This window comes from Bacillus cereus (assembly GCF_002561295.1).
Lineage (GTDB): Bacteria > Bacillota > Bacilli > Bacillales > Bacillaceae_G > Bacillus_A > Bacillus_A cereus_S.
The window spans coordinates 1-23,931 of the sequence record NZ_NTUG01000072.1 but is presented as its reverse complement, the minus strand read 5'-3'; the positions used below and the strand labels follow the sequence as shown (position 1 = coordinate 23,931).

The following is a 23,931-nucleotide window of genomic DNA, read 5'->3' as shown; positions in this document are numbered from 1 at the left end:
TTAAGTTGATGGATGTGGGGCCCCACCACATCGCCATCAACCTAACGAAATTAAATACCCCAAAACGAATAAATGAGCTTTTTGGTTACAAGTTAGTACAAAATTTCGTTCTGGGGGTACTATAAAATTTTAGCTTGATGGATATAGTGGTCTCACCACATACCCATTAAGCTAATGATTATATAAGTTTAATTGTTAATCAAACCACCAAATGAAACAGCACACCAAACCGCTCATTTTTTTCATAAGTGAATCTTATTTATTTAGATACCAATGGCATTATTCATACACTTGATGTTCCATACAATGAAATCTGAGCAGTCGATTTTCAATTAAGATGTTAAATTTTAGAGTTTTATGTAAAAATAAAGAAAAAGTATCTTTTTCTTAGAAAAGGATGCTTTTTAATTACTTATGTATCATTTTAATGTAATCTATACCGTCCCATTAATTGTTCTTCACCCATTCGAACAAGACGCTTCGTAATTTCCCCACCTACGGAACCATTGGCACGTGCAGATGTTTCTGGACCAAGTGTAACTCCTAATTCACGAGCAATTTCATATTTCATCTGCTCGATTGTACTTGCAGCAGCGGAAATTAAAGCTTCATTATTATCGTTACTATATATCTGAATATTCACAATTAAACCCCCGTTATATTTTTCTATAACATGTGCTTAATTATGATATTTATACATTACGCAATTTATTTTCTTTCATAATTTTCAGCGCCCCTATTATATTTTAAAACAGGAAATACATATTATTGGATAAATGGTGTCCTAGCTGTTGTATTCCTTATATCCTTTACTATCAACATAAAAGATAACATCAAGAAAAACTACACAACTTCAGAATTGAACTAGGGAGCCTTTAGCCGTTCCTTTTTTATATACAAAATAAAAAGTAGCGGATTCGCTATCTTATAGTAAATAATCGAATCATTTGTTTGTTTTATCTTTCTTATCAGTTAAAGCATGGACTAAATCAGTAGGTTTAATTGTTCTTTTATGAGATGTTGGTATGCGCAAGTACTGTCTAATCCCTTGTATTTTCTTAATAGTTTCTACTTTGATTCTCAGTAAGTTTGTTTTTAGCATCATTTATTAACCTTCATCTTCCAAAAATCGTTTTATAATAATGTCCCTTTGATTATTGCTAAAGCGACTTAACGCCTTATCAATTTGAAAGGATATACATTGTAATTTCGCTTCTCTCTCATTCATTGTAACATTTGCTAGAACAACACCTTCAGCTGGCTTTCCTACTATACTTGTTGGACCGTGATATCTCACCTCACCCGAAGCTATAGCCCTCATTTCATTTCTAATCATCCCGAACTGTCTATAAATACGAACGTTTTCAAGAACTTCTTCTAATCGAACTTGTGTTGCTTTACGATCTATCTTTGGTAAGAAAGTCAATTGATTCATATATAAACACTCCTTGTCTATTATATTAATGAAATATAAAAAAGCGGACACCAAACTACAGAGCAATATCATTACTGCTCTTTATAGTTCGATGTCCGCTGGTTCTTCCAGTAGGACTATGTATTTGATTAATTACTATTATACCATCTTCTTTTGTTGTAGTAATTTCGAAAAAGATTATTTTAGAAAAATGACATGACTTTGGGTATTTTCTGTACTCTTTTTAACCATGTCACTTTCAATTTTAACTATAAAAAAGAAGCCTGCTTTGGGCTTCTTTTTAGAATGCATTTTTAATACAAGATAAAATTATAAAATCTCTTTAATCCTCTATGCGAGGTCTTTTCTCTTACACAGCACCTTCATTTTACCTTACTCTCCCAACCCCTGCAAGCGTTAAATTACATGGTTCGATCGACATCAGTAAAAGTAAATATACATTATGTAAACTTGCGGTTGTTTTTCACTTCAATAATTATATCAATATAAATCACCCCTCTCAAAACAACTTATTTTTAAGATTATGTATAAAAGGGGTATTTTGTTTGAATTTCCATAAAATAATTTTAAAATTCCGTACCATTGGAAATACCTATATAATAAAAATAATTAATTATTAGGAGTGCCATAAATGCCTGATGTAATCCGTCTCTGTATTGCGATAGTCATTGCCTTATTTTTATTTTCCTCCATAATAATGGAGTTTAAAAAGCCTCAAAAAGATATGTTTTGGTTTTCGATTGAAGTCTTATCTCTCCTCGGAGTTTTACTGCTAATAAAAGATTTTTTAATTAATCATATAACATAATCCCCTGAATAAAACTCAATATTCCGTCAATAATGTGGATATAATCTTTCTCCGCCCCCCCATTGGAGCCGAGCAGTTAGCTTTTGCTAGCTGCTCTTTTATCTTTTCGGATGTCCACAAGCTTCTTCATAGCTCCAATATCCTTTACATTTAGTTGAATTAGGTGTCATTTTGAAGTCCGCTAAGCTTTCTGATACGCATTCCTTTGAATTAGAACGATTAGGAAAATACATATTCCAATAACACTCTATGCAACTACACATTAAATCTTGATCACCTTAGACTTGAGCCACTTTTGCAAATAAAGCTTCAAATTCATCCATATCCATTCCCCCTTTCTACAAAATGAAATTTTTATATCAATCTTTATTACACATTTAAAATTATATATTGAATATTAATTCATCAGACACGAATCATTTCTTATAAGGGCACTCTGTACTTGCGCCCTTATTTAAATACTTAAATTTATTACTCCGTATATTTTTATAAATTGTATACAGTTCCATACGGAATTGTTAAAAAAGAAATTTCATATGGCGTAATATGATGCATCGGGTAATAATACTCTGTATATGAATAGTACGGTTGTATACCTTGTTGCATTTGTTGCATTTGCAACGCTTGTTGAACAGCTTGAATTGTACTTTGTGCTCCACTATACGTAATACCCGCCATACCATACGGACGCATTCTAACTCGAGTATCAAAATATGAATAAAACATTATTATTCAACTCACTTCCATATAAGTTATTACAAAGTATATTATGATTCTTAATTTCAGTGAGTGTTTAAAACTAGTCCACTAGCTTTTATTCAAATAGCGTTTTGTTCAATAGTCGTAATCTCCCCGATTTTACTCAATCTTTCGTAATGCTCTTTATAAGGTTCAATACGTTCTTCTTCAATTTTCTTTAATGCTTTTACATAACCTTCAATATCATCTACTCTGTCCTGGTATGCTGTTTGGATTTGTTGAAATTCATCTTCTATATTTTATGACGCCCTTACTATTTCAAGGACATCGCTCACTTCCATTCGAGTGACGATATCTATCTCGAACAATTCAAGGGTGCATATATTAAGCAACACCCAGAAATAGTTCAAGTAATTAAACAGAGCGCTTCCAATTAAACTCTCATTTTTATTTATAACTATAAATAAACACCCCTTATTTAAACTGTTTTAGGTTTAATGAATCATAAGACTTTCACAAAGATAATCATTTCCCCCATTACTCTCACCATCAATACCCTAAAAACTGCTTCGTCGACGTCCACCTTCACCTTAACATAATATTCCAATTAAAAATTATTTATTCTAAAAAATTGATAAACATACTCGATTAGTAAAAGAAGTGAACACTATCTTTAAAAGCACTTATGAAACTATCAAAAGTGCTTTTAAATTTTTATAAAAACAAAAATAAACTTTTGAATAATAGTTCATTTTGTAATAACTCTATAAATATAACTTAATATCATAATTATAATATACAAACTGAAAATACCTATAAAATCCATCTTAAGTTAAACTTAAATAATTAGACTGTTATCATAATTTCTTAATGTAAATTTTTTATTATTAGTTTACTTTCAATACACTTGTTAACTAAATATTTTTTTAACAAAATAAATTGCTTTTTCTATCCCTCATGAATTTCTTTAATACTTTTTCCTTCTAAAAACGCATGTCCAGTTTTAATTTTTTCTACTGTTTCAAATCCATACTTTTCATACACTTTTTCTACTGTTTCGTTGATTGGGATTACCCAAAGATTATCTAGTCCTCTATTCATTACTTCACTTTGAATAAAGTGAATAAGTTCACCTATTAACCCTTTACCTCTAAACTTTTCAATTGTAGCTACGCTTTCCATTCGAGCTTGTTTTTCATGTTCAAAAATACAAGCGATGGAACATGCTACTCCGTTGTATCTAAGTAGATAGTGAGTAAATGCTGGATGTTCGAATTCATCTTGAAAAGCTTTTTTTCTAACTTCTCCTCCTAACTCTTTTATACTACATTCAATATCTAAAGCTTCTTCAAAATTTAATTCAGATACCTTTTCAATAGTAACTTTTTCATTTATATCTTTTTTAGTTAATTTCTTATTCCATAATTGGACTGGACTTATTAATTCTTCAAATCTAAAATTCTTTATTTGTAATTCAGAAATCAGTTGTTCTTGCATATCTAAGTTGTATATGTAAAATCTAGGCACTATATTTTTAGTCTTATAGAAATGGACTACTTCATCTACTATCATTTGTGGATTTAAACTTACTGCACTTACATGTGCATGATTTGCATCATAATAATCTGGGTTACTTTCATTACAAAATATAGAACCCCATGATTTCTCTATTCGGCTAGTAAAGGTTTCAAGATATGCAAAATCAAGCTCAAGAACATTTTTTAAACTAGTCATACAATATTCCCTCTTCTCTATTTATTTCTTCAACATCTTCTGTACTTTATTATACATTTAAATATTTTAATTTTCAGTTTTTTAGTTAAAATATATCTCGTACCTTCAAAAAAATATTTTCAAGAATAAAATGAAAGTAAACTTTTAGATAGAAGTTTACTTTCAATAAATATATAGTATTTCTTTTAATTTATATAAAAATTTTTATCTTTTGTATAATTAAACTTTACTTTTTTATAAAATAGGTTTAATATAAGGCTTAAGAAAGGAAGGTGTTACCTATGAAGGAAAAACATGGAGACTCTATAACAAATAAAGTCTATGAATATAGGGTATTAAAAAGAATGTCACAAAAAGATTTAGCTGATGCTGTTGGGGTTTCTAAACAAACGATATTTGTTATGGAAAAGAATAATTACTCTCCTTCACTAGTGTTAGCATATCGAATAGCAAATTATTTTGAGGTTGATATAAATGAAATATTCTCTTATGTAGGAAAGGAAGATAATAATGATTGATCTATTAAACAACTGGATGTCAGAAAGCACAGATAATTTCAATATCGTTGTAGGTTTTACACCCCTTCTATGGGTGGGTTCAGTAATTGTACTTTTTATTATCGGAAAAAAATTTGGTCAACCAGATGAAAGAACAAATGCTATTTACCTTAAAATTGTTTCTTGTATGTTTTTTACTCAACTTATAATGAATGGCGCATTTATTTCTTTAGTTGGTAAAGATATGTATTTCCGTCAATTTTTCATATTATTTGAAGCCATTGTCTTTTTCGTTGGAGCTATTTATTCGTTTAAATTATATAGACAGGAATTTAAATAATTCACTTGCAAGAAACAATAAAAAACAGTAGTGATTTTATACACTACTGTTTTTTATTGTCCATTTTTCAATGTAAACTTTTAAATAGAAGTTTACTTTCAATTTTCATCAAAAAAAATAAAAGATGATTTCACATTTATCATCTTTTATCCTTAAAAATAACAAAAAATTATTTTATTTCATCTAACTTATTCATTTTTCTAAGTAACTTAGTTTTTGTTATATCTCTAGAAATAATAAATAAAACTAAGTTAACCAAAATTAAAATTACATGTATACAAATAACCCAAAAATCACTTTTTATAAAAGAATTAGTCAAAACCAATATTAATAAGCTAATTCCTGAAATTAATCTTACTTTGTTTTGTTCTATTTTCAACATAAAACCATCTCCTTTTAACAATATTATACTATTCTTAATCTTATTAATGTGTATATTAAATTATATATATCTAATAAAAAAGCGAAAGTAAACTTTTCAATATTTGTTTACATTCATTTCCCCTTAAACATTGACTTCCCGCTAAATCCCCTAATATCCTCAAAACACATAACAAAAACATACATTCAAAACATTGCAAATAAAAGGTTAAAACATCCATAAACAAAAAAACAACTAAATCTACACTATTTTTTTACATAAGTATAATTATCAATAGTAAGTAAACAAATAGATGGATACTGTACCCGTCCTATAATATTTCCTAATGTATGAATAACAAAATAACATTTTCTTATACTAAGGTCGAAGAACAATTTAAGGAGGAGTAACGAATGACTGAGCAAATTCAAAATCAATCTGCCATTGACCAAGGGCGTAACAAAACAAAACGTGGGATTGAAGCAGCAAGCGATGCAGTACAAAATGCAATTGACGTTGTTGAAGATGCTGGAAAGGCAGCGGTTGACCGTATTTCCGATGCAGTTAAAGATGTTACAGCAAAATGATTTATTTAAGTCTCTGTTGTAATAGTTGATTAAAGAAAACAAGGAACAGGACCGTTTCTTCACGGTCTTGTTCTAATTTCATTACAATTCGTCCGATTCAACATGAGATATAGAACCATGGTATAACCACCCCCAGAAAGTTCCTATCTAACAGAAAAAACGACGCCACAATGTGACATCGCTTTTGTATGTATGGAAGACTAGAAGAATCTCTTCTAACCTACTCCCATTTATAAGTCCAAAATTGTTCAATTTGCAACCATTTTAATGTTGCAGCATCTTTGTTTTGCAGTTTTACTTCCGTTTCTTCGAGCATCGCTTCTGTTTGTGAACGATGCGCACGTAAAGCTTCTAATTTTTGATCAAACGCTTCACTAATATTATTTACAACATCGGGCTCTCCTAATACTTGTTCACGATTTTTTGTAATCGCAACTCCATGAATGACCGGGCGCGTTTCTTTTGGCATACGTGATACAGCGCGCACCACAGCACGACCAAACGCATCATGATCCGGATGAACACCGTGTTCTGGATAGAATGTAATAATTCGTGAAGGCTGTACATCGCGAATTACTGTTTCGATTTTGTCTGCTACAAAATCTATATCTTCAAATTCTAACGTTTTATCATGGAAACCAAGCATTCTTAAATCTTCAATTCCCATCGCTTCACATGCATCTTTTAATTCCTTTTCACGGACATTTGGAATTGTTTCACGGTTCGCAAACACATTCTTACCCATATTACGACCCATTTGCCCAAGTGTTCCGCACGCATATGTCACAGGTACTCCTTGCTTTCTTAATAAGCTAATTGTTCCTCCTGCTGCAAACGATTCATCGTCTGGATGCGGAAATACAACAAGTACATGTCTCTCCATACGTTTCCCTCCTTCTTATTTAAATGGTGTTAAGCTTAACTCAAGTGCAACTGCTAAACGCCCTTTATTATCGTGACCTGCTAGTAATAGACGATCTTGCTCGTCTACTTCCCAATGTGTAATACCTTCTGCATATACCCAGCCATGATCCATTTTCAAACCAACTCGGTATGGATTTGTTCCTGTTATTTTCCCGCGCTCAAAACGAATAATTGCATTTCGAATGAATGCTCCGACTGTCATCATTTTTTCATTAAAATGTGAAGCATATGCTCCGTTTGTCGTTTCTAAATGAATATACACATCTTTATTTACAAAACGTTCGATTTCATGTTGAATAACAGCGCTATCTTTTACTATTTCCATCGGATTTCACCTCTTTAAACCATTTTACGCAAAAATAATGTAAATTGCTATCTCTATATTAGAGTACAAATCTCACTTTGCATAATAATTTGCATTTCATTTTTTATTTTTATATAGTATGTGAAATTTGTTTATCTTTTTTCACTTTTGCAAATTATTTTCTTTCTCGTTTTGAATTTGCTACAATAATGATTATGCAGAGGGATACATTTCGACAATTTCATACATATTTTAAAGAAGGTGACATGTTGGAACATTCAGCACATGAAGTAGCAAATTGGCAATATTATTTTGCAATCGCCGTATTTTTAGTGACATACGGATTTATTATTTCTGAGAAATTGAACCGTGCAGTAATTGCACTGTTCGGTGCTGCCATGATGATTATTTTCGGCGTTGTAGACTTACATACTGCCTTTACATCACATATCCAATGGGAAACGATCACCCTTTTAATTGGAATGATGATTCTCGTACATATTACGAGTCAATCTGGTGTATTCGAATATGTAGCGATCAAAGCAGCCAAGGCAGCCGGAGGAAAACCGATTCGAATTTTATTATTTCTATCCCTATTAACCGCAGTCGGTTCTGCATTTTTAGATAACGTAACAACCGTTTTACTAATTGTTCCTGTTACACTATCTATTACACGAATTTTAAAGGTACAACCTGTTCCTTATTTGATTGCAGAAGTATTATTTTCAAATATTGGTGGTACCGCAACGCTAATTGGTGATCCGCCAAATATTATGATTGGATCTGCTAATAAACATTTAGATTTTAATGCCTTTTTACTCAATTTGGCACCAATTGTACTCATTATTTCTATTGTTACATTGGGCATTATTTATCTGATGTATCGAAAAAAATTAAAAACAACATCTGAACAAATCGCCACACTTATGGCACTAAATGAAAAAGACTATATTCGTGACCGGAGCTTGCTTCTAAAATCACTTTCCATTTTAGGTTTGACAATTCTCGGGTTTGTTCTTCATTCAATGATTCATGTAGATGCAGCAGTTATCGCAATGACTGGTGCGACACTTCTCATGTTAATTGGGGTGAAACAGCATGAATTAGAAGATGTGTTTGCTCATGTAGAATGGGTAACAATTTTCTTCTTTGCCGGTCTTTTTGTCCTTGTTGGCGGATTAATTGATATCGGCCTTATTTCATCACTTGCAAAAGAAGTAATCGATATAACAAATGGCGATATTGGCTTTGCAGCAATACTTATCCTTTGGGTATCAGGCGCTGCGTCAGCTACTATTGATAATATTCCATTTGTCGCAACGATGATTCCGCTCATTCAAGATTTAGCATCAGGACTTGGACTCGCTGTTGATTCTCCTCAAATTGAAGTACTATGGTGGGCATTATCACTTGGCGCTTGCTTAGGTGGAAATGGAACACTAATCGGAGCATCCGCAAACGTAGTTGTTGCTGGGATTGCTAACCGCGAAGGACATGGATTCTCATATCTTGATTTCTTAAAAATCGGATTACCTTTAACAATCATTGCATTATTATTATCACATGCTTATATATATTTACGTTATTTAATGTAAAAAGGTTTGCAGCAATATGCTGCAAACCTTTTTGCTCACCAAAATATCCCGATAATTGCAAGTGCCCCTAAAATGATACCGCCAATTTGTCCAACCATTGTCGGCGATAATTGAATCCCTTTCCTAACTTCAACAACCGGTCTTTCATGTCTAAGCTGTTGCACTTCACTTTGTAGTTGATGTACATTACCATGCAATTCCTTTATAAGTTCTTTTAACTCCGCGACTTCTTCATTTACTGGTTTTGATTTTTCTAAGTTCATCTAACATAGCTCCTTATTTCAATCCATATACTGTAAAATTTCGTCAGTCGTTATTCTTTTTCCTGCAAATTATATACATATTATTGAATCTACTTATAACATAGTTTTTACTCTTAATTAATATATATGGCAGCACCACATGCCCATCAAGCTAATATTTTAAAGTATCTCCTAAACAAAAAATTCACTTCCCTACAGTTAATTATTTATGAAAATTCAAATCTTACATTCCACGATAATGTTACTGACTTCTCTAATTACCAAAATCTCTATTAAACAACTTTATTTTTAAATAATATATTCGTTTTTTCTTCTTGTACTAATACCCCATTCACTCTTTCAGCTTCTCTCATGTATTCTGTATAACGTCCACTTTGTACTCCCCCAAAATAAAAGAGCAATTCCAATACAGTAATAAGAAGAAAATCCCAACCATATGTAATAAAATTATACCCACCAAATTTATTACTACTTAGACTCGCTCTACGGACTACCATATTAACATCAAACAAACATCCTTCATTATAAAATAAACTTAATTTAACTTCATTTCCATAAATCTACATATTCATTATTAGTTTAAACCCTAAGTGATCGTTTTTTTATATTGGAACAAGAGAGTTTACAACGTTTAAAGGATGATATTATTTTCTAGGTATTTTAAATTCATAAAAAATATTGTTTATTTCGAAATAATATTGTATATTAAATGAAGAAATGAATTCCCATATGTAACTGGCGCAACATGGATTACCATGAGGGAGCATATGGATTATGAGCCGCGCGCCTGGGCAAGCACTTGATATTTTTAATCAAGTGCTTTTTATTTTCCTAAAAAAATAAAGGAGTAGATGGGGATGAATTTTAAAGGAGGAATTATTATATGAATGGGAATACTGCAAAAAAAATAGAATTTCAAGCTGAAAATACCGCATTAAAAAATGAGCAATATCCAGATCCTAAAAAGTGGCATAAACAGGATACTACATGGGCATTGAGCCTTTTTGGGACAGCAATTGGAGCAGGAGTACTCTTTTTACCTATTAATGCAGGTTCAGGTGGTTTATTATCATTACTGTTAATTACCCTACTTGCATATCCTGTTATGTATTACTCACATAGGGCGCTTGCTAAAATGATATACGCTTCTAATTCTGCTGATGAGGGAATTACGGGCACAATAAGAGAGTATTTCGGAAATAAGGCAAGTATAATTTTTAACATAGTATATTTCAGCTCAATTTATACAATCGTACTGATGTATTCGGTTGCACTTACAAATACTGCGAGTAGTTTTATCGTGAATCAATTGCACATGAAAGAGCCTCCAAGGGCCATTTTATCACTTGTATTAGTACTCGGTCTTATCGCTATACTAAATTTTGGTCAAGATATCACTGTAAAAATAATGAGCATGCTAGTATATCCTTTCATAGCTTCTCTACTTTTTATAGCAATATCTTTGATTCCACAGTGGAATACGTCAATGCTTAGTTTTTCAAGTGTTTCTTCTGCTTCAACAGGAACAGGATATTTCGGAACAATATGGATGATACTACCAATCATAGTATTCTCATTTAATCATTCTCCTCTTATTTCGTCATTTGTTATGAAACAGAGGGCTACCTATGGAATAGAGGCTACTGATGCCAAATGTGCTCAAATCCAAAAAGTTTGTTATATCATGACATTCGTTGTTGTTATGTTCTTTGTTTGGAGCAGTGCACTGAGTTTGACTCCAAATGATCTTATGATGGCAAAAGAACAGAACTTGTCAATCCTATCATATCTTGCTAATGAGCTTAATTCGCCAATAATCACTATCGCAGCTCCTATCATTGCTTTTGTAGCCATAACAAAGTCGTTCCTTGGCCATTATATAGGGGCATATGAGGTAATGCGTGACATGATTATCAAGTTCGGTAAAACACGCGGAAAAGATATAGAAGAAAAAACAGTTAAGACAATGATCCTTACTTTTGTCGTATTAACATGCTGGTATGTTGCTTATACAAATCCAAGTATTCTTGGAATCATTGATGCCCTTAGCGGTCCGTTAGTTGCTGCTATCTTATGTCTATTACCAATGTATGCGATTCGTAAAGTACCAGTACTAGCTAAATACAAAGGGAAAATGAGCAATGTATTTGTCATTATTGTAGGTGTACTCACTGTCCTAGCAAGTATTAAGTCATTATTCTAATTCACTATTGTTGGTTCTGGTGCAAAAATAGTGGGATATGAAAAAAGAACGAAAGATTCCTAGCGGAGTTGAATTTTATGTTGGTAAACAAAAGAAATCATGGATAAGATATATCTGTTTTTGGACAAACTTCTCACCTTGGAGAGTTTGTCCTTTTTTGGTCATATGCATAAATTCTATATTAACCTTATTCAAATTATCTTTACGCTGTTATCCATTCGTTTCGCAATATCCCCATTATGATACGATCAAAGCTCTTCCCATCTCGCTGAACTGCTTCTCTCATACACCCTTCTTCTTGAAAACCAACCTTTTTATACGCTTCAATAGCAGCTTTATTGTAGGAAATCACATCGAGACCTACACGATGTAAATTTAATTCATAGAACGCATATTTCAAAATAAGGCGTAATCCTTCTGTACCATATCCTTTACCTCTATATTGCTTATCCCCTATACCAATTGCCAATAGTCCAGCTCTATTATTCCACTCTATGCTATGAAGCGCTACAAAGCCGATTAAAGTATCATCTTGCATCGTTCTTAGCATGAAAGAAATACTATTTGATTTTCTTCCTTTTAAAAATTCATCTTCTTTTAATTCATGTAAAGATTGTGGAATTGCCATATCCGTATCTACATTTCTTAAATACTCACTATCTTCTTGCCAAATAGCCATTTGTTCCACATCTTCTATTCTAATTGCTGATAATTTAATATTTTCACCTAAAAAAAGATTATTCATTTCTAAAATCCCCCTTTTCATTATGGGGATAGTTCCGTAATGTATCAGGCCTATCTATCCCCTCGCTCCATACCCCTTACTGGTAATGAAATATTTACAATGAGCGATAACATTGGCACATCTCCTCTTCATAGCTTTGTATTTATCATATAATTTTCTCATTATTCAATCAACAAAACTTTCAATTTCCTCTTATACAATTCAAAAAAACTCTCCAAATTGAAGAGTCTCACTGATTAAAGTTTCACTTTATATACTTACATCTATAGAAATACTTTTTCTAAAACTACATTTTAATAATCGTTCCTAATGACCACTCTCGTAACATCTATAAATTGTTGTAGTGGTACCGTAATCCATTTATCTTTATGCCAAGCGATTTGTGTAACGATAGGAGCAATCGGATTCTCCAAAATCAATTCTTCCATTGTACCTTCTTCTATATCTTTCTCCACTACCATCGCCGGTAAAATCGCTATACCTAAGCCTGCAATGACACATTGTTTAATTGCTTCTACACTAACAAACTCAATTTTATTTGCAGGATATACATCTTCTGCACGAAATAGTTCCTCAAATATAGTGCGATAAGAGCAGCCAAGTTCTGTTAAGAGAAGTGTTTCATTTTCTAGCTCCTTTGTAGAGATGATAGGCTTTTCTAGTAAAGGATGATTAGGGAACGCTACTATTTTTAGTTCTTCTTGAACTAACGACTCTACATGTAAAGCGTCTTCTACTTTACATTCGTCTAAAATAAAGGCTAAATCCAGTTTCCCCTCCAGCAGTTGCTCTTTTACTGCTTCATTTGAATGAGCAGGTTTGAATATTAGTTTTATTTGCGGAAATTTCGTCTTAAATTCCTTTAATATGGAAGGAAGTCGATATGTACATTGACTTTCTTGCGCACCAATCACTAATGTACCAGACGTCGTTTCCTCATCTTTCACAACCATTTTCGCTTCGTAACTTAACGCAATCATTTTTTCTGCATATACTTGAAACTTTCGTCCTGCTTCCGTTAGAAAAATACGTTTTCCTAATCGTTCGAACAATACTGTTCCTAACTCAGCTTCCAATGCTTTTATTTGTGCGGTTACACTTGATTGAGCAAAGTTCAATATTTTTGCAGACTGTGTAAAATTCAAGTTTTCAGCCACTGTTTTGAATGTAATTAATTGTTTTATCTCCAAAATCCTCTCCTCCTTAATAATCGATATTTTCGATTGATTCCATCTAAATAATCCTCTTTGACGATTGATATATGTATTGTATGATAGGAAACAATAATAAACAATATCTGTGCACTACTGGAGGAGTTTCAAATGAAAGCACTTTGTTTCGAAGAGTTCGGAAATACTGATGTACTAACGTATCAAGAAGTTTCAAACCCAACTATACAACCAAATGAAGTTCTTGTCCGTACAAAAGCAATTGGTTTAAATTTTGCTGATATATATAGACGTAGAGGGAACTATCATCTCGTTGGTAAACCACCTTATATATTAGGTTATGAAGGCTCAGGAATTGTAGAGCAAGTTGGTACGGAAGTTACTGACATTGCTGCCGGTGACCGCATTGCATTTGCTGATGTACCATTCGCAAATGCGGAATTAGTCGCTGTTCCAAAAGAAAAAGCAATTCCACTCCCAGACGCTATTTCCTTTGAGGTAGCATCTTCCGTTCTACTGCAAGGGCTAACTGCGCATTACTTAACACAAGACAGCTACAAAATAAAAGCTGGTGATTTCGTTTTAGTTCATGCTGCAGCTGGAGGCGTTGGCCAACTTCTCATTCAAATCATTAAAATGAAAGGTGCACACGTCATTGGTCTTACTTCATCTAAAGAAAAAGCAGACGCATCCTATTCAGCTGGAGCAGACCATGTATTTTTATATTCAGAATCATGGCGTGAAGAAATACTACAAATCACAAAAGGGCACGGCGTAGATGTTGTATATGAATCAGTAGGTTCTACATTAGAAGAGAGCTTTAAAGCCACAAAAATCGGTGGTACTGTCGTATTTTACGGAATGGCCGGTGGCGATCCTGCTCCGATTGATCCGCGCATGCTCATGGACACTTCGAAAACTTTAACTGGCGGAGACCTTTGGAATGTACTCACAACATATGAAGAACGTAAAACACGTTCACATCAACTATTTGATTGGATTACAGCTGGAAAATTACATGTCCAAAAACCAACTACATTCTCTTTAGAAAATGGTGCTGACGCACACCGATTATTAGAAAGCCGAAAAAGTACAGGGAAGATTTTATTAATCCCTTAATCATTTTAATTTACAAAGCAAAAAGGTAGCTAGAAGATGTCTTCTAGCTACCTTTCTGTATTACTCAGAAAAAGCTTCCGAATACTGCACAATTCCTTGCACATTTTGAAGGGCATTCTCCGTTAACTCCATTGCCATAAACACTTCATCCGGCACATCAAATGGTGCACGTATATGCCATAGACTAGCCGGTTTAAAGCCAAATTTCGGGTAATAATCTTTATGCCCTAATACAATTACAGAATGATATCCAAGCTCTTTTGCTTTGCTTAATACATTTGAAATCAACAAGCTTCCAATTCCTTTTTTCTGATACCCTGGTGCAACAGATACTGGAGCAAGTGCTAGCGAATCTACAGATTGATCACCATCTACTATTTTAATTTTAGATAAAAGGACGTGACCGATTATTTCTTTATCCACCGCCACTAATGATAATTCTGGAATAAACGCATCACATTTTCTAATACGATTTACAAGTTCATGCTCTTTCTGATCACTAAACTCTTCATGTAAAAATGCTTGTTGTACAACTTCTTCTACCTTGCTATAATCTTTCTCCATTTCTTGTCTAATCTTTATATTCATAGCTTCTTACCCTCTATTCTTTCTTATTTCTTTTTGAATGTTACGAAGCGCTTTTTTCGATCCCCGCTCTATATCATGCTGCATTTTCCGTTCTTTATAATCCACAAACAATGTGTCTAAATCATACCCTTCTGGATATAATTCTTTTGCCTGTACTTCTAAAGAAATTCGTTTCACGTTTACTTCAATGAATTCACTGTTATAAAACACAACAACATTGTGGAAATTGTCTTTTTCTCTATACACAATTCCAAAATCGTCATAGTCTAATAATTTTACACGGTCTCCCTTTTCATATTCATATTTCTCTTCTATTTTCTCTTTCACAACCTTAGGCCTTCTTATTCTACTTTCATTCAGTTTCTCTAAACGATATTCTTTATTTTCCATATAGCCTTTTGCTCTTTGCAGCACATTTTCTCGCACTTGCATTTTTCTTGAAATCCATAAGGCGTTACTCTCTCCAGATTTCCCAATCATTAACTTATACATTGGTTCCAATGTTTCACTATTAAATTGCATTGCTGCATTCATAAAGTCACTATGCATTTCTGAAAAACGCTTAATTTCACCATAATGAGTAGTCGCAACTGTTATACACCCCATATGATAAAACTCTTCTAAAATAGAAATCGCAAGTGCAGCTCCTTCATTCGGTTCCGTACCACTTCCTATTTCATCAAATAATAAAAGCGTATTATTATTGGATACTCTCATAATTTCTGAAAGGTTTTTCATATGAGATGAAAATGTACTTAGTGCATTTTCTATACTTTGGTTATCACCAATGTCTACAAAGATGTTTTCAAAAACAGCAATCTCCGTTTTCTTATCTGCTGCAATATGGAACCCAGACATTGTCGCTAATGTTAATAATCCAATAGTTTTCAAAACAATCGTTTTCCCACCAGCATTAGGGCCTGTAATAATTAAACTTCGGTAACCTTGCCCAATTTCAAAATGAAGTGGTACAACTTCACCTGATAAAAGCGGATGCTTACAATCCACTAATTTTATATACCCATGATCATTTAATTTCGGCTCAACCCCGCCAATATGTTTACTAAATTTCGCTTTCGCAAACACCATATCATATTGACTAATCAATTCCATATTAATCTTAATGTTATAAATGTCCTCTAAGATCATTCCTGATAAAGTGGCTAATATTTGATATTCTTCCATCGCTTCTTCAGCTTTTAAACTTGCTAATTCTACATTTAATTTTGTCACTGTATTTGGTTCTATAAAAACGGTAGAACCTTTAGAAGAAACTTCAACAATTGTTCCCGCAACTTGATTTTTATAGGAAGCTTTCACCGGGATCGTATATCGATCGTCTTTTCTACTAATAAAGAACTCTTGAATATACTTTTTATTTGTACTACTATTTAAAAATTTATTTAAACGTTCTTTAATTTTCCCTTCTACTGATTCAATGCTATTTCGGATTCGTTTTAATTCTTTGCTTGCGGCAGAATCCACGCTGTTTCCTTTAATTGAAAAGTTAATCTCTTCTTCCACACTTTTGAATTCAGACATGGAATTCGCATACGATGCCAATACTGGTGCAAAAAATTCTTTATCCAGCATAAACGTTTTAACCTTTCGGCAACCGCGTAAAAAATCTGATACGCTAACTAACTCGGCCGGATCTAAAATCATTCCCTTTTCCAATTTTTGAATTGTACTATCGATATTAGAAATACCGAAAAAAGGCACATGCCCTTCTGCATCTAATATAGCCCGCGCTTCCGTCGTTTCATTCAAACGATTTTTCACTACTTTCATACTTGAGCTAGGCTCCAATTTATTTAACAATTGTTTTCCTAATCCACTCACACAATACGATTTAACAATTTCCTTCAACTCGTTATATTGCAACTTTTCAAAAGTCATTTTATTCAATTTTTATTCTCCTCACCATGATTTACTCACATCAAAAATGAAGATACCTACCCATTAGATTTCAATGAGATATAAATAATTAAGTTTTCATATGATAAAAATAAACACAAAAAAGCTGCGGAGACACCGCAGCTTTTTACATTTACAAGGCCTGTGCAACATATAAGGAAATAAAACCATCTCAAAAAACACATGGCTATCCCATCATCATTACACGCTTTATAAAGTATTGTAGGTATCTTCATAGGTATTTGAAATAAATCCATGACAAAATTAGGGGTATGAATTGTACAAAAATCCCCTGTTCTCATTAGATTTATTTCATTCAATTTTTTCCTATTTAGAACCTACCGCACTCACAAAAAGCACCTCTCATTAATTTATAATTATGTTCATTGAAATCTAATTTATTGAAATCATCATACTATATGTTATAAAAGAAGTAAAGGTGTCATGATTATCACACTTTAGTCGTAAGTATATATGTGGATTTTCTATTCAACATATCGCGGATGTTTTCTTGCGTTATTTCGGTACAATGATTACATAGATAAGCAAATAAATAAGGGGCGATCCATATGACAGATTTCCAAAAACAATTTTTCTCTAGATTAAATATAGAAGAAAAAGAGTCTACTTCATTTGAAGATTTGAGTAAAATTCTACATGCAACGGCACAAGCAATTCCATTTGAGAATTTGGATATTATTCAAGGTACAGTGAAAGAGATATCAAGAGAAAACCTCCAAGAAAAAATTTTAGTTCATAACCGTGGTGGTCTTTGTTACGAATTAAATCCAACGATGTATTACTTCCTGAAAGATTGTGGTTTTGATGTTCACTTAGTATCAGGAACGGTTTATCATGCTGCTTCCGGTACTTGGGCTGTTGATTCAGGGCATGTAGCAACTGTTTTAAAACATAATGCTGAACTTTATTTAATTGAAGTCGGTTTTGGTTCAAATCTTCCTCTTTCACCCGTTCCTTTTACTGGTGATATTGTTCATTCTGTTACAGGGGACTATCGTATTCGAAAAGAAACAACTACAAAAGGAAACTATGTGTTAGAAATGAAAAAAAGTAATGCATTTCTAAATCAAGATTCATCTGAAGACTGGACATTAGGTTACGCATTTTATCTAGAAGCAGTTGACGAAAGAAAATTAAATAAAGCACAAAAAACAATTGTAGAACATGAAGACTCTCCTTTTAATAAGGTACCTCTTATCGTAAAGCTAACTTCTGACGGTCACGCTACTTTAACAAAAGATAGTTTCACAGTAACAAAGCAAGGAAAACAGAATAAAGAAGAGATTACGAAAGAACAATATTCAAATCTATTACATTCGACATTCGGTATACAATTATAATTGACACGGTAAAAAAGTCTTACCAATGGTGGTAAGACTTTTTACTTCCTGCCATTCACGTTGATTTTTTATCTCGAATTCTACCATTGTTAAAATATAGAAAAATAGGTAGCGGAATAACAATAAAACCTAAGCTTTTAATCATTGTATTTTTTGCTTCCTGTTTGACTGTTTCTTTTCTATCTTCTACATTCCGATCATACTCTGCACGAATTTGCTCTTCACTTATCGTTTGTTGTAAATCTTTCGCTTCTGCTAATTTCATCTTTTGAAATGAATCATAAGATTCGTAGTAGGAAGGTGGACTAATATAATCTGATAGTCCCATAAATATGCCGATTCCTCCTCCAATCGATAACATCATGGTCGCAAATAGTACTAAATGTACATATAATTGTCTAAACACATCTTCCTCCCCCTCTTGTTTCCATTTTATAATCGCTAACAAAATAAACACGATAATTGCAAGCGGTAACCCTAACACAATAAATGGGATTAGAATCAACACACTTCCACCTCCTTACTTAAATATATTTTCAGCCTATACATACATGCACAATCCTTTAACAAATAATTACTTATGATATAACTACACTTACACTCTCTATTTTTCTATCGTACAGCAGGGATTTTTTGCAATTTGTTGTATTTCATAGTTATATAGAATATGCAAAATATATATTTAGAAAGGAAATGAATATGACAGAATTTAAAAATAGAATGGATGTATCCGATGACGAAAAGTGGGATGTAACGGATATTTATAAAACAATTGAAGACTGGAAAAACGACTATGAAAAAATCGAAATTTTAACAGAGGACTTAAAAGAATTCAATGGAAATATCCATGATGGTCAAAGTTTACTTACTTATCTTACAAAAAGTGAAGAATTATCCAGTTTGTTCAGCCTCGTTTATGCCTATGCAAGACTGCAAGCAGACCTTGATACACGCGATACAGAAGCTCAGTCTCTTGTAGATCAAGCATCGCAATTACATGTAAAAATAAGTGCTGCTCGTTCCTTCTTTTCTCCATTTTTACTTAGTATTGACGAGAAAACATTGCATGCCTATATCGAGGAACAAGAAGGCTTACAATATTATAAAGAAGACTTGTTTGAATTATATAGGTACAAGAAACATGTTTTAAACAAAGATAAAGAAGAAATCTTATCTCAAATGGGCGAGGCGCTCTCCTCTCCTCAACAAACATATGGAATGCTCAATAATGCAGATATAACATTTGGAGAAGTGACAACCGATGATGGAAATAAAATAAAGTTAACGCGTGGCATGTACGCAAAATTAATAAAAGATGAAAATAGAAATAAGAGGAAAGAAGCTTACAAAGCATACTATCAACCGTATGTTCAACTAAAAAATTCTATCGCTTCAACTTTAGCATCAGCGATTAAAAACAATGTTACCATTTCAAAGATTAGAAATTATCCTTCTGCTTTAGAAAAATCTCTATTTGGTGATATGGTGCCGAAAGAAGTCTATCATACTCTAATTGATACAACAAAAAAGAACATTGGATCTCTACATTCATACAACCACCTTCGAAAAGAAAAGTTACAACTAAATGAAGTAAGACAATATGATTTAAGCGTTGATTTAGTAACAGGTGTGAAACAAGATATTCCATATGATAAAGCGTATGAAATCATGCTAAGTGCCTTAGCTCCATTAGGTAAAGATTATATTCAAGTCCTTCAAGAATTTAAAAATAAACGATATATAGATGTGAGAGAATTACCTGGCAAACGTTCTGGCGCCTATAATTTTGGCGTATATGGCGTCCATTCTTTTATTTTGTTAAATCATCACGATGATTTAAATAGTCTCTTTACATTAGCTCATGAATGTGGGCACGGTATGCATACATATTATTCACATAAGTTTCAACCAAGAATCTCTGCCCACTATACCATCTTTGTAGCAGAAGTCGCTTCTACGGTAAATGAAGTACTCCTCATTCACCACCTATTAAAAGAAGCGAAAGATATAGACGTACGCAAACATTTAATCAATCATTTTATTGAACAATTTAAAGGAACGTTCTTTACACAAGTTATGTTTGCTGAATTTGAAAAAATTACACACGAAATGGCAGAGCAAGGAAAACCACTAAACGCACAATCTTTTAGCGATGTTTATGAAAAATTATTTAGAGAATATAACGGTGATACCCTTATATTTGATGAGGAAGTAAAATATGGTTGGGCGAGAATTCCTCATTTTTACCGACCATTCTACGTTTACAAATACGCGACTGGTTTCGCTGCTGCTATTCAAATTGCCGAACAACTATTAAGCGGCGATCCTATCGCACAGCAAAATTATATTGAATTCTTAAAAGGCGGAAGTTCTGATTACCCACTCAACCTTTTAAAGAAAACTGGTGTAGATTTAACAACACCTACGCCAATTGAAAGTGCATTAGATCGTTTTAATCAACTCGTTGAAGAATTTTCATCACTATAACAAAAAAGCCTCTCATGTTAGAGGCTTTTCAAATTCATTTTTCTTCTAATAAATCTGTCACCATCTTTCGAAACTCCTGATTAAATGCATCATTCATTCCGTTTTGCACATTCGAGGTAACATTTGTTACGATTCGCATATAAAATAAAGATTCCATCACTGGTAGCACACTACCACATGATAACGAGAGAAAGGAGGAACTCTAATGGGAAATACCGATAAACGAAATCGACTAGATCTCGAAATGTTCAGTTATCGAAAAAATAAAAACAACATGGTTTTTATTGAGTATTACGGAAAACAGATTATGATTTTAAAAGAAAAAGAAGCGCGTGCTTTTCTAAATAAAATACAGCTTGCAAATAATGAAAAAGAACGACAACTTATTATGGCCAAAATAACAGGAAATTTCAAAAGAGGAAATGAGCGAAAAAAGAAATAACCCAAAATATAAAACTCATTTATCTCACTATTTATAAGTACTCCTCTTCCGCCAAGATTTTCTATCCCTATGTCGTCATACCATTCCTTCCAGAATCGATTATGCAGCATATTTTTTAATAAATGTCATTCATATACTACCTTCTGCGAACTTTTCAATAAACTTACCGCTGAAATAAACAACAATATCGCGATTGCTATCCATGCCCACGTATATCCTTTTATCTCTACAACAAATCCAAAAATAGGTGGTGCGAAAACAATTGCAATCTGATTAAGTGTAAGCGCGAAGCTAACTGTAATTCCTACAGCGTCCTTCCTTGATGTTTCAGCAATCTCAACCATAAAAAGACTAAACCATCCAATTCCAAAGAAACCTAACAACCCGCTTATTAAAAATAAATTCCATACTGAAAGATTGTGTATATTCAATATCAAAATGATTATACATATAAATGTCGCTATGACAGAAATGAATAGCGGTCTCCGGCGGTTTCCTTTATAAAAAGAATCACTCACTACAGCTAAAACAATTCGCCCCATCATTCCCACAAATAAAGTAACCGCAAATACCTTTCCAGCCAACACGGGCGTTATAGATTTAGCAATAATTAAAAAGTTTATGAAGTGACCAATCAGTACCATTTGTAATGAAATCATACAAACCCCTGTAAACAAAACTGAATATAATTCCTTATTACTTATTACCCTCTTTAACTGTTTCCAAATAGAAATCCTCTTATTATTTATTGTAGATTTATAATGAGAAAGAGGCTCCTTATAAAAAACTAAAAACAATACGCCTCCTACAATACAAATACTTGAAAGAATATATATCGTGAATGACAGACTAAATTTCACAGTAAGAGTTGGAATGATAGCCCCTGCAACTGCACCACCGATCGGAATACCAGCTTGTCTAATCCCCATAGCTAGCCCTCTCTTTTCTTTCGGGAACCATTTTAAAATCACTTTGCTCCCTCCTGGTTGTGCAGTACTATAAAACACTCCAACTATCGTTAAAACAAATAACAATCCAGTAAATCCTTCTATTACTTGAATAATTAAAAGAGATCCACCGAGCAATATAGAACTCACTCCGATTAATAACCTTTCATTATATTGATCAAGTAATCTCCCCACAAAAATCATGCAAAAAAGCGGACCGATATTCACAGCTGTTAACAACATTCCCATTTGCATATCAGTAAGATAATATATTTCCTTCCAAAAAAACGCTAAAGGTCCTATCCCATATGTTATTAGCGTTGCACTTGCTTGCACTGCTGTTGCTAGCATAAGCACGATCCATTTATACGAACTACCACACTTCATTGCCTTTTCTTGATTTAACAATTTCATCCCCCCCACACATTTTAATTGTAAGAATGTTCAGTTATCATGTAAAATGAGCATTAATGATAAAAGACATCAAAATAATTGATATCTTTAGGAGGGGATTGAACTGGATATAAAAGATTTAACCGTTTTTTATGAAGTAGCTAAGGAAGGTAGTATCTCACATGCAGCTCAAAATTTAAATTATGTGCAATCCAATGTAACAATGCGCATTAAACAATTAGAGAGTGAACTAGGAGTACCCTTATTTTACCGAAATGGAAAGGGTGTTTCCTTAACTTCAAATGGTGAAATTTTATTAACTTATGCGAAACAAATTATCCATTTAACGGAACAAGCTATGAAAGCTGTCCAAGACAACGGATCCATCCCAAAAGGAACATTAAAAATTGGGTCTACGGAATCTACAACTGCAGTCCGTCTTCCCTCTATTCTGACATCGTATTACGAGGCGTATCCTGAAGTTGAATTCATTTTAGAAACACATTCTACAGAAAAATTAATTCAGCTTGTTTTAGAACGAAAACTTGAAGGTGCATGTATCGCTGGTAATGTTCAACACAATGACCTCAATTCAATCTTATTTCAAGAAGAAGAATTAGTACTCATCAGTAAGCAACCCCTCTTCTCTTTCAACGATTTAGGAGAGATGAACTTGTTGGCCTTTAGTCAAGGTTGTTATTACCGCAACCTATTAGAAAGCTGGCTTCATGAAGAAGGAATTTACCCAAAACGAGTATTAGAATTTGGAACGATAGAAGCTATATTAGCATGCGTAAAATCCGGTATGGGCATCGCTATCATGATAAAATCAATTATACGAGAGCATGGGCATTCTTTAGCACTAACTCCTTTACCCGAGAGATTTTCAAAAGTACCCACTACTTTTATCGTTCGAAAAGATACTTTCCATTCAGGAGCATTGCGTAAATTTATTGAAAAGATGACTCCTGCATAATAAAAGAGTAACTTTCTGATTACACTGTACCCTATTG

Annotated in this window: 26 protein-coding genes, 2 pseudogenes and 1 riboswitch; of the genes and pseudogenes, 11 read left to right on the top strand and 17 right to left on the bottom strand. The window is 33.0% G+C overall.

The features are described from left to right. Positions 1-424: 424 nt before the first annotated feature. Positions 425-643, bottom strand: coding sequence for an alpha/beta-type small acid-soluble spore protein (locus tag CN373_RS24705; protein WP_001025519.1), 219 nt, complete (start codon positions 641-643; stop codon positions 425-427). Between the two features lie 471 nt (positions 644-1,114). Next, positions 1,115-1,435: pseudogene (locus tag CN373_RS24700) on the bottom strand (transcriptional regulator); the annotation flags it as partial. A gap of 631 nt (positions 1,436-2,066) precedes the next feature. Between CN373_RS24700 and CN373_RS25690 the strand changes: the two are divergent. Next, positions 2,067-2,243 carry a hypothetical protein gene (locus tag CN373_RS25690; protein ID WP_001113522.1) on the top strand — a complete coding sequence of 59 codons (177 nt, stop codon included), beginning with the start codon at positions 2,067-2,069 and terminating at the stop codon, positions 2,241-2,243. Positions 2,244-2,729: 486 nt separating this feature from the next. Here the strand turns inward: CN373_RS25690 and CN373_RS24690 are convergent, their stop codons facing one another. Beyond that, entirely contained in the window at positions 2,730-2,969 is a 240-nt protein-coding gene (locus CN373_RS24690; protein ID WP_000500088.1) for a DUF3947 family protein, read from the bottom strand. A 921-nt stretch (positions 2,970-3,890) separates the two neighbouring features. Further along, positions 3,891-4,676 (bottom strand): GNAT family N-acetyltransferase, encoded by a 786-nt coding sequence (locus CN373_RS24685; protein WP_000202496.1) that lies wholly within the window; start codon positions 4,674-4,676, stop codon positions 3,891-3,893. A 281-nt stretch (positions 4,677-4,957) separates the two neighbouring features. Here CN373_RS24685 and CN373_RS24680 point away from each other — a divergent pair, with 281 nt between their 5' ends. Both CN373_RS24680 and CN373_RS24675 read left to right on the top strand, forming a co-directional pair. After that, positions 4,958-5,194, top strand: a complete 237-nt coding sequence (locus tag CN373_RS24680) for a helix-turn-helix transcriptional regulator (protein WP_000659766.1) — start codon at positions 4,958-4,960, stop codon at positions 5,192-5,194. After that, a complete protein-coding gene (locus CN373_RS24675) occupies positions 5,187-5,513 on the top strand; it encodes a 6-aminohexanoate hydrolase (protein ID WP_098360365.1) in 327 nt (108 codons plus the stop codon). The genes CN373_RS24680 and CN373_RS24675 overlap by 8 nt, the downstream gene beginning before the upstream one ends. Positions 5,514-5,682: 169 nt before the next feature. Here the strand turns inward: CN373_RS24675 and CN373_RS24670 are convergent, their stop codons facing one another. Continuing rightward, positions 5,683-5,895: a hypothetical protein gene (locus CN373_RS24670; RefSeq protein ID WP_000912318.1), complete on the bottom strand. Its 213-nt coding sequence runs from the start codon at positions 5,893-5,895 to the stop codon at positions 5,683-5,685. 392 nt (positions 5,896-6,287) lie between these two features. Between CN373_RS24670 and CN373_RS25685 the strand changes: the two genes are divergently transcribed. Next, positions 6,288-6,461 carry a hypothetical protein gene (locus CN373_RS25685; protein WP_000139233.1) on the top strand — a complete coding sequence of 58 codons (174 nt, stop codon included), beginning with the start codon at positions 6,288-6,290 and terminating at the stop codon, positions 6,459-6,461. A gap of 220 nt (positions 6,462-6,681) precedes the next feature. Here the strand turns inward: CN373_RS25685 and bshB2 are convergent, their stop codons facing one another. Continuing rightward, positions 6,682-7,344, bottom strand: a complete 663-nt coding sequence (gene bshB2, locus CN373_RS24665) for a bacillithiol biosynthesis deacetylase BshB2 (RefSeq protein ID WP_000439490.1) — start codon at positions 7,342-7,344, stop codon at positions 6,682-6,684. A gap of 15 nt (positions 7,345-7,359) precedes the next feature. Continuing rightward, positions 7,360-7,710: a YojF family protein gene (locus CN373_RS24660; protein WP_000407035.1), complete on the bottom strand. Its 351-nt coding sequence runs from the start codon at positions 7,708-7,710 to the stop codon at positions 7,360-7,362. Positions 7,711-7,958: 248 nt separating this feature from the next. Between CN373_RS24660 and CN373_RS24655 the strand changes: the two genes are divergently transcribed. Then, positions 7,959-9,284, top strand: coding sequence for an ArsB/NhaD family transporter (locus tag CN373_RS24655; RefSeq protein WP_098360364.1), 1,326 nt, complete (start codon positions 7,959-7,961; stop codon positions 9,282-9,284). A gap of 35 nt (positions 9,285-9,319) precedes the next feature. Here CN373_RS24655 and CN373_RS24650 read toward each other — a convergent pair whose 3' ends face one another. After that, positions 9,320-9,547, bottom strand: coding sequence for a hypothetical protein (locus CN373_RS24650; protein WP_098360363.1), 228 nt, complete (start codon positions 9,545-9,547; stop codon positions 9,320-9,322). A 272-nt stretch (positions 9,548-9,819) separates the two neighbouring features. Continuing rightward, complete coding sequence (locus CN373_RS24645) at positions 9,820-10,044, bottom strand: hypothetical protein (RefSeq protein WP_098360362.1); 225 nt, start codon at positions 10,042-10,044, stop codon at positions 9,820-9,822. A 224-nt stretch (positions 10,045-10,268) separates the two neighbouring features. Beyond that, positions 10,269-10,347: riboswitch (ZMP/ZTP riboswitch) on the top strand. 83 nt (positions 10,348-10,430) lie between these two features. Here CN373_RS24645 and CN373_RS24640 point away from each other — a divergent pair. Beyond that, positions 10,431-11,750, top strand: coding sequence for an aromatic amino acid transport family protein (locus CN373_RS24640; RefSeq protein WP_098360361.1), 1,320 nt, complete (start codon positions 10,431-10,433; stop codon positions 11,748-11,750). Positions 11,751-11,825: 75 nt separating this feature from the next. Here CN373_RS24640 and CN373_RS25985 read toward each other — a convergent pair. The 3 genes and pseudogenes from CN373_RS25985 to CN373_RS24630 form a co-directional block, all read right to left on the bottom strand. Then, positions 11,826-11,930 (bottom strand): annotated as a pseudogene (locus CN373_RS25985) (IS6 family transposase); the annotation flags it as partial. 22 nt (positions 11,931-11,952) lie between these two features. After that, on the bottom strand, positions 11,953-12,516 hold the full coding sequence (locus CN373_RS24635) for a GNAT family N-acetyltransferase (protein ID WP_111901836.1): 564 nt from the start codon (positions 12,514-12,516) through the stop codon (positions 11,953-11,955). Positions 12,517-12,788: 272 nt separating this feature from the next. After that, positions 12,789-13,685, bottom strand: a complete 897-nt coding sequence (locus CN373_RS24630) for a LysR family transcriptional regulator (protein WP_098360359.1) — start codon at positions 13,683-13,685, stop codon at positions 12,789-12,791. 132 nt (positions 13,686-13,817) lie between these two features. Here CN373_RS24630 and CN373_RS24625 point away from each other — a divergent pair, with 132 nt between their 5' ends. Next, positions 13,818-14,783 carry a quinone oxidoreductase family protein gene (locus tag CN373_RS24625; RefSeq protein WP_000645231.1) on the top strand — a complete coding sequence of 322 codons (966 nt, stop codon included), beginning with the start codon at positions 13,818-13,820 and terminating at the stop codon, positions 14,781-14,783. A gap of 60 nt (positions 14,784-14,843) precedes the next feature. Here CN373_RS24625 and CN373_RS24620 read toward each other — a convergent pair whose 3' ends face one another. Together CN373_RS24620 and CN373_RS24615 are read right to left on the bottom strand one after the other, a co-directional pair. After that, a complete protein-coding gene (locus tag CN373_RS24620; protein ID WP_001022079.1) occupies positions 14,844-15,371 on the bottom strand; it encodes a GNAT family N-acetyltransferase in 528 nt (175 codons plus the stop codon). Positions 15,372-15,377: 6 nt separating this feature from the next. After that, complete coding sequence (locus CN373_RS24615; protein ID WP_098360358.1) at positions 15,378-17,279, bottom strand: endonuclease MutS2; 1,902 nt, start codon at positions 17,277-17,279, stop codon at positions 15,378-15,380. Between the two features lie 578 nt (positions 17,280-17,857). On the opposite strand from CN373_RS24615, the gene CN373_RS24610 reads away from it, so the two are divergent. Continuing rightward, positions 17,858-18,649, top strand: coding sequence for an arylamine N-acetyltransferase family protein (locus CN373_RS24610; RefSeq protein ID WP_000129227.1), 792 nt, complete (start codon positions 17,858-17,860; stop codon positions 18,647-18,649). A gap of 55 nt (positions 18,650-18,704) precedes the next feature. Here CN373_RS24610 and CN373_RS24605 read toward each other — a convergent pair whose 3' ends face one another. Then, the gene (locus tag CN373_RS24605; RefSeq protein WP_098360357.1) at positions 18,705-19,157 is read right to left on the bottom strand and encodes a hypothetical protein; all 453 of its coding nucleotides are present in this window, start codon (positions 19,155-19,157) and stop codon (positions 18,705-18,707) included. 191 nt (positions 19,158-19,348) lie between these two features. Between CN373_RS24605 and pepF the strand changes: the two genes are divergently transcribed. After that, entirely contained in the window at positions 19,349-21,136 is a 1,788-nt protein-coding gene (gene pepF, locus CN373_RS24600) for an oligoendopeptidase F (protein ID WP_098360366.1), read from the top strand. Between the two features lie 34 nt (positions 21,137-21,170). On the opposite strand, the gene CN373_RS26095 is transcribed toward pepF, so the two are convergent. Further along, entirely contained in the window at positions 21,171-21,293 is a 123-nt protein-coding gene (locus tag CN373_RS26095) for a hypothetical protein (RefSeq protein ID WP_002057211.1), read from the bottom strand. A gap of 48 nt (positions 21,294-21,341) precedes the next feature. On the opposite strand from CN373_RS26095, the gene CN373_RS24595 reads away from it, so the two are divergent. Next, positions 21,342-21,578 (top strand): hypothetical protein, encoded by a 237-nt coding sequence (locus tag CN373_RS24595; RefSeq protein WP_000528471.1) that lies wholly within the window; start codon positions 21,342-21,344, stop codon positions 21,576-21,578. 125 nt (positions 21,579-21,703) lie between these two features. Here the strand turns inward: CN373_RS24595 and CN373_RS24590 are convergent, their stop codons facing one another. Next, positions 21,704-22,933, bottom strand: coding sequence for an MFS transporter (locus CN373_RS24590; protein ID WP_000934023.1), 1,230 nt, complete (start codon positions 22,931-22,933; stop codon positions 21,704-21,706). A gap of 109 nt (positions 22,934-23,042) precedes the next feature. Here CN373_RS24590 and CN373_RS24585 point away from each other — a divergent pair, with 109 nt between their 5' ends. After that, positions 23,043-23,894: a LysR family transcriptional regulator gene (locus CN373_RS24585; RefSeq protein ID WP_098360356.1), complete on the top strand. Its 852-nt coding sequence runs from the start codon at positions 23,043-23,045 to the stop codon at positions 23,892-23,894. Positions 23,895-23,931 lie beyond the last annotated feature (37 nt).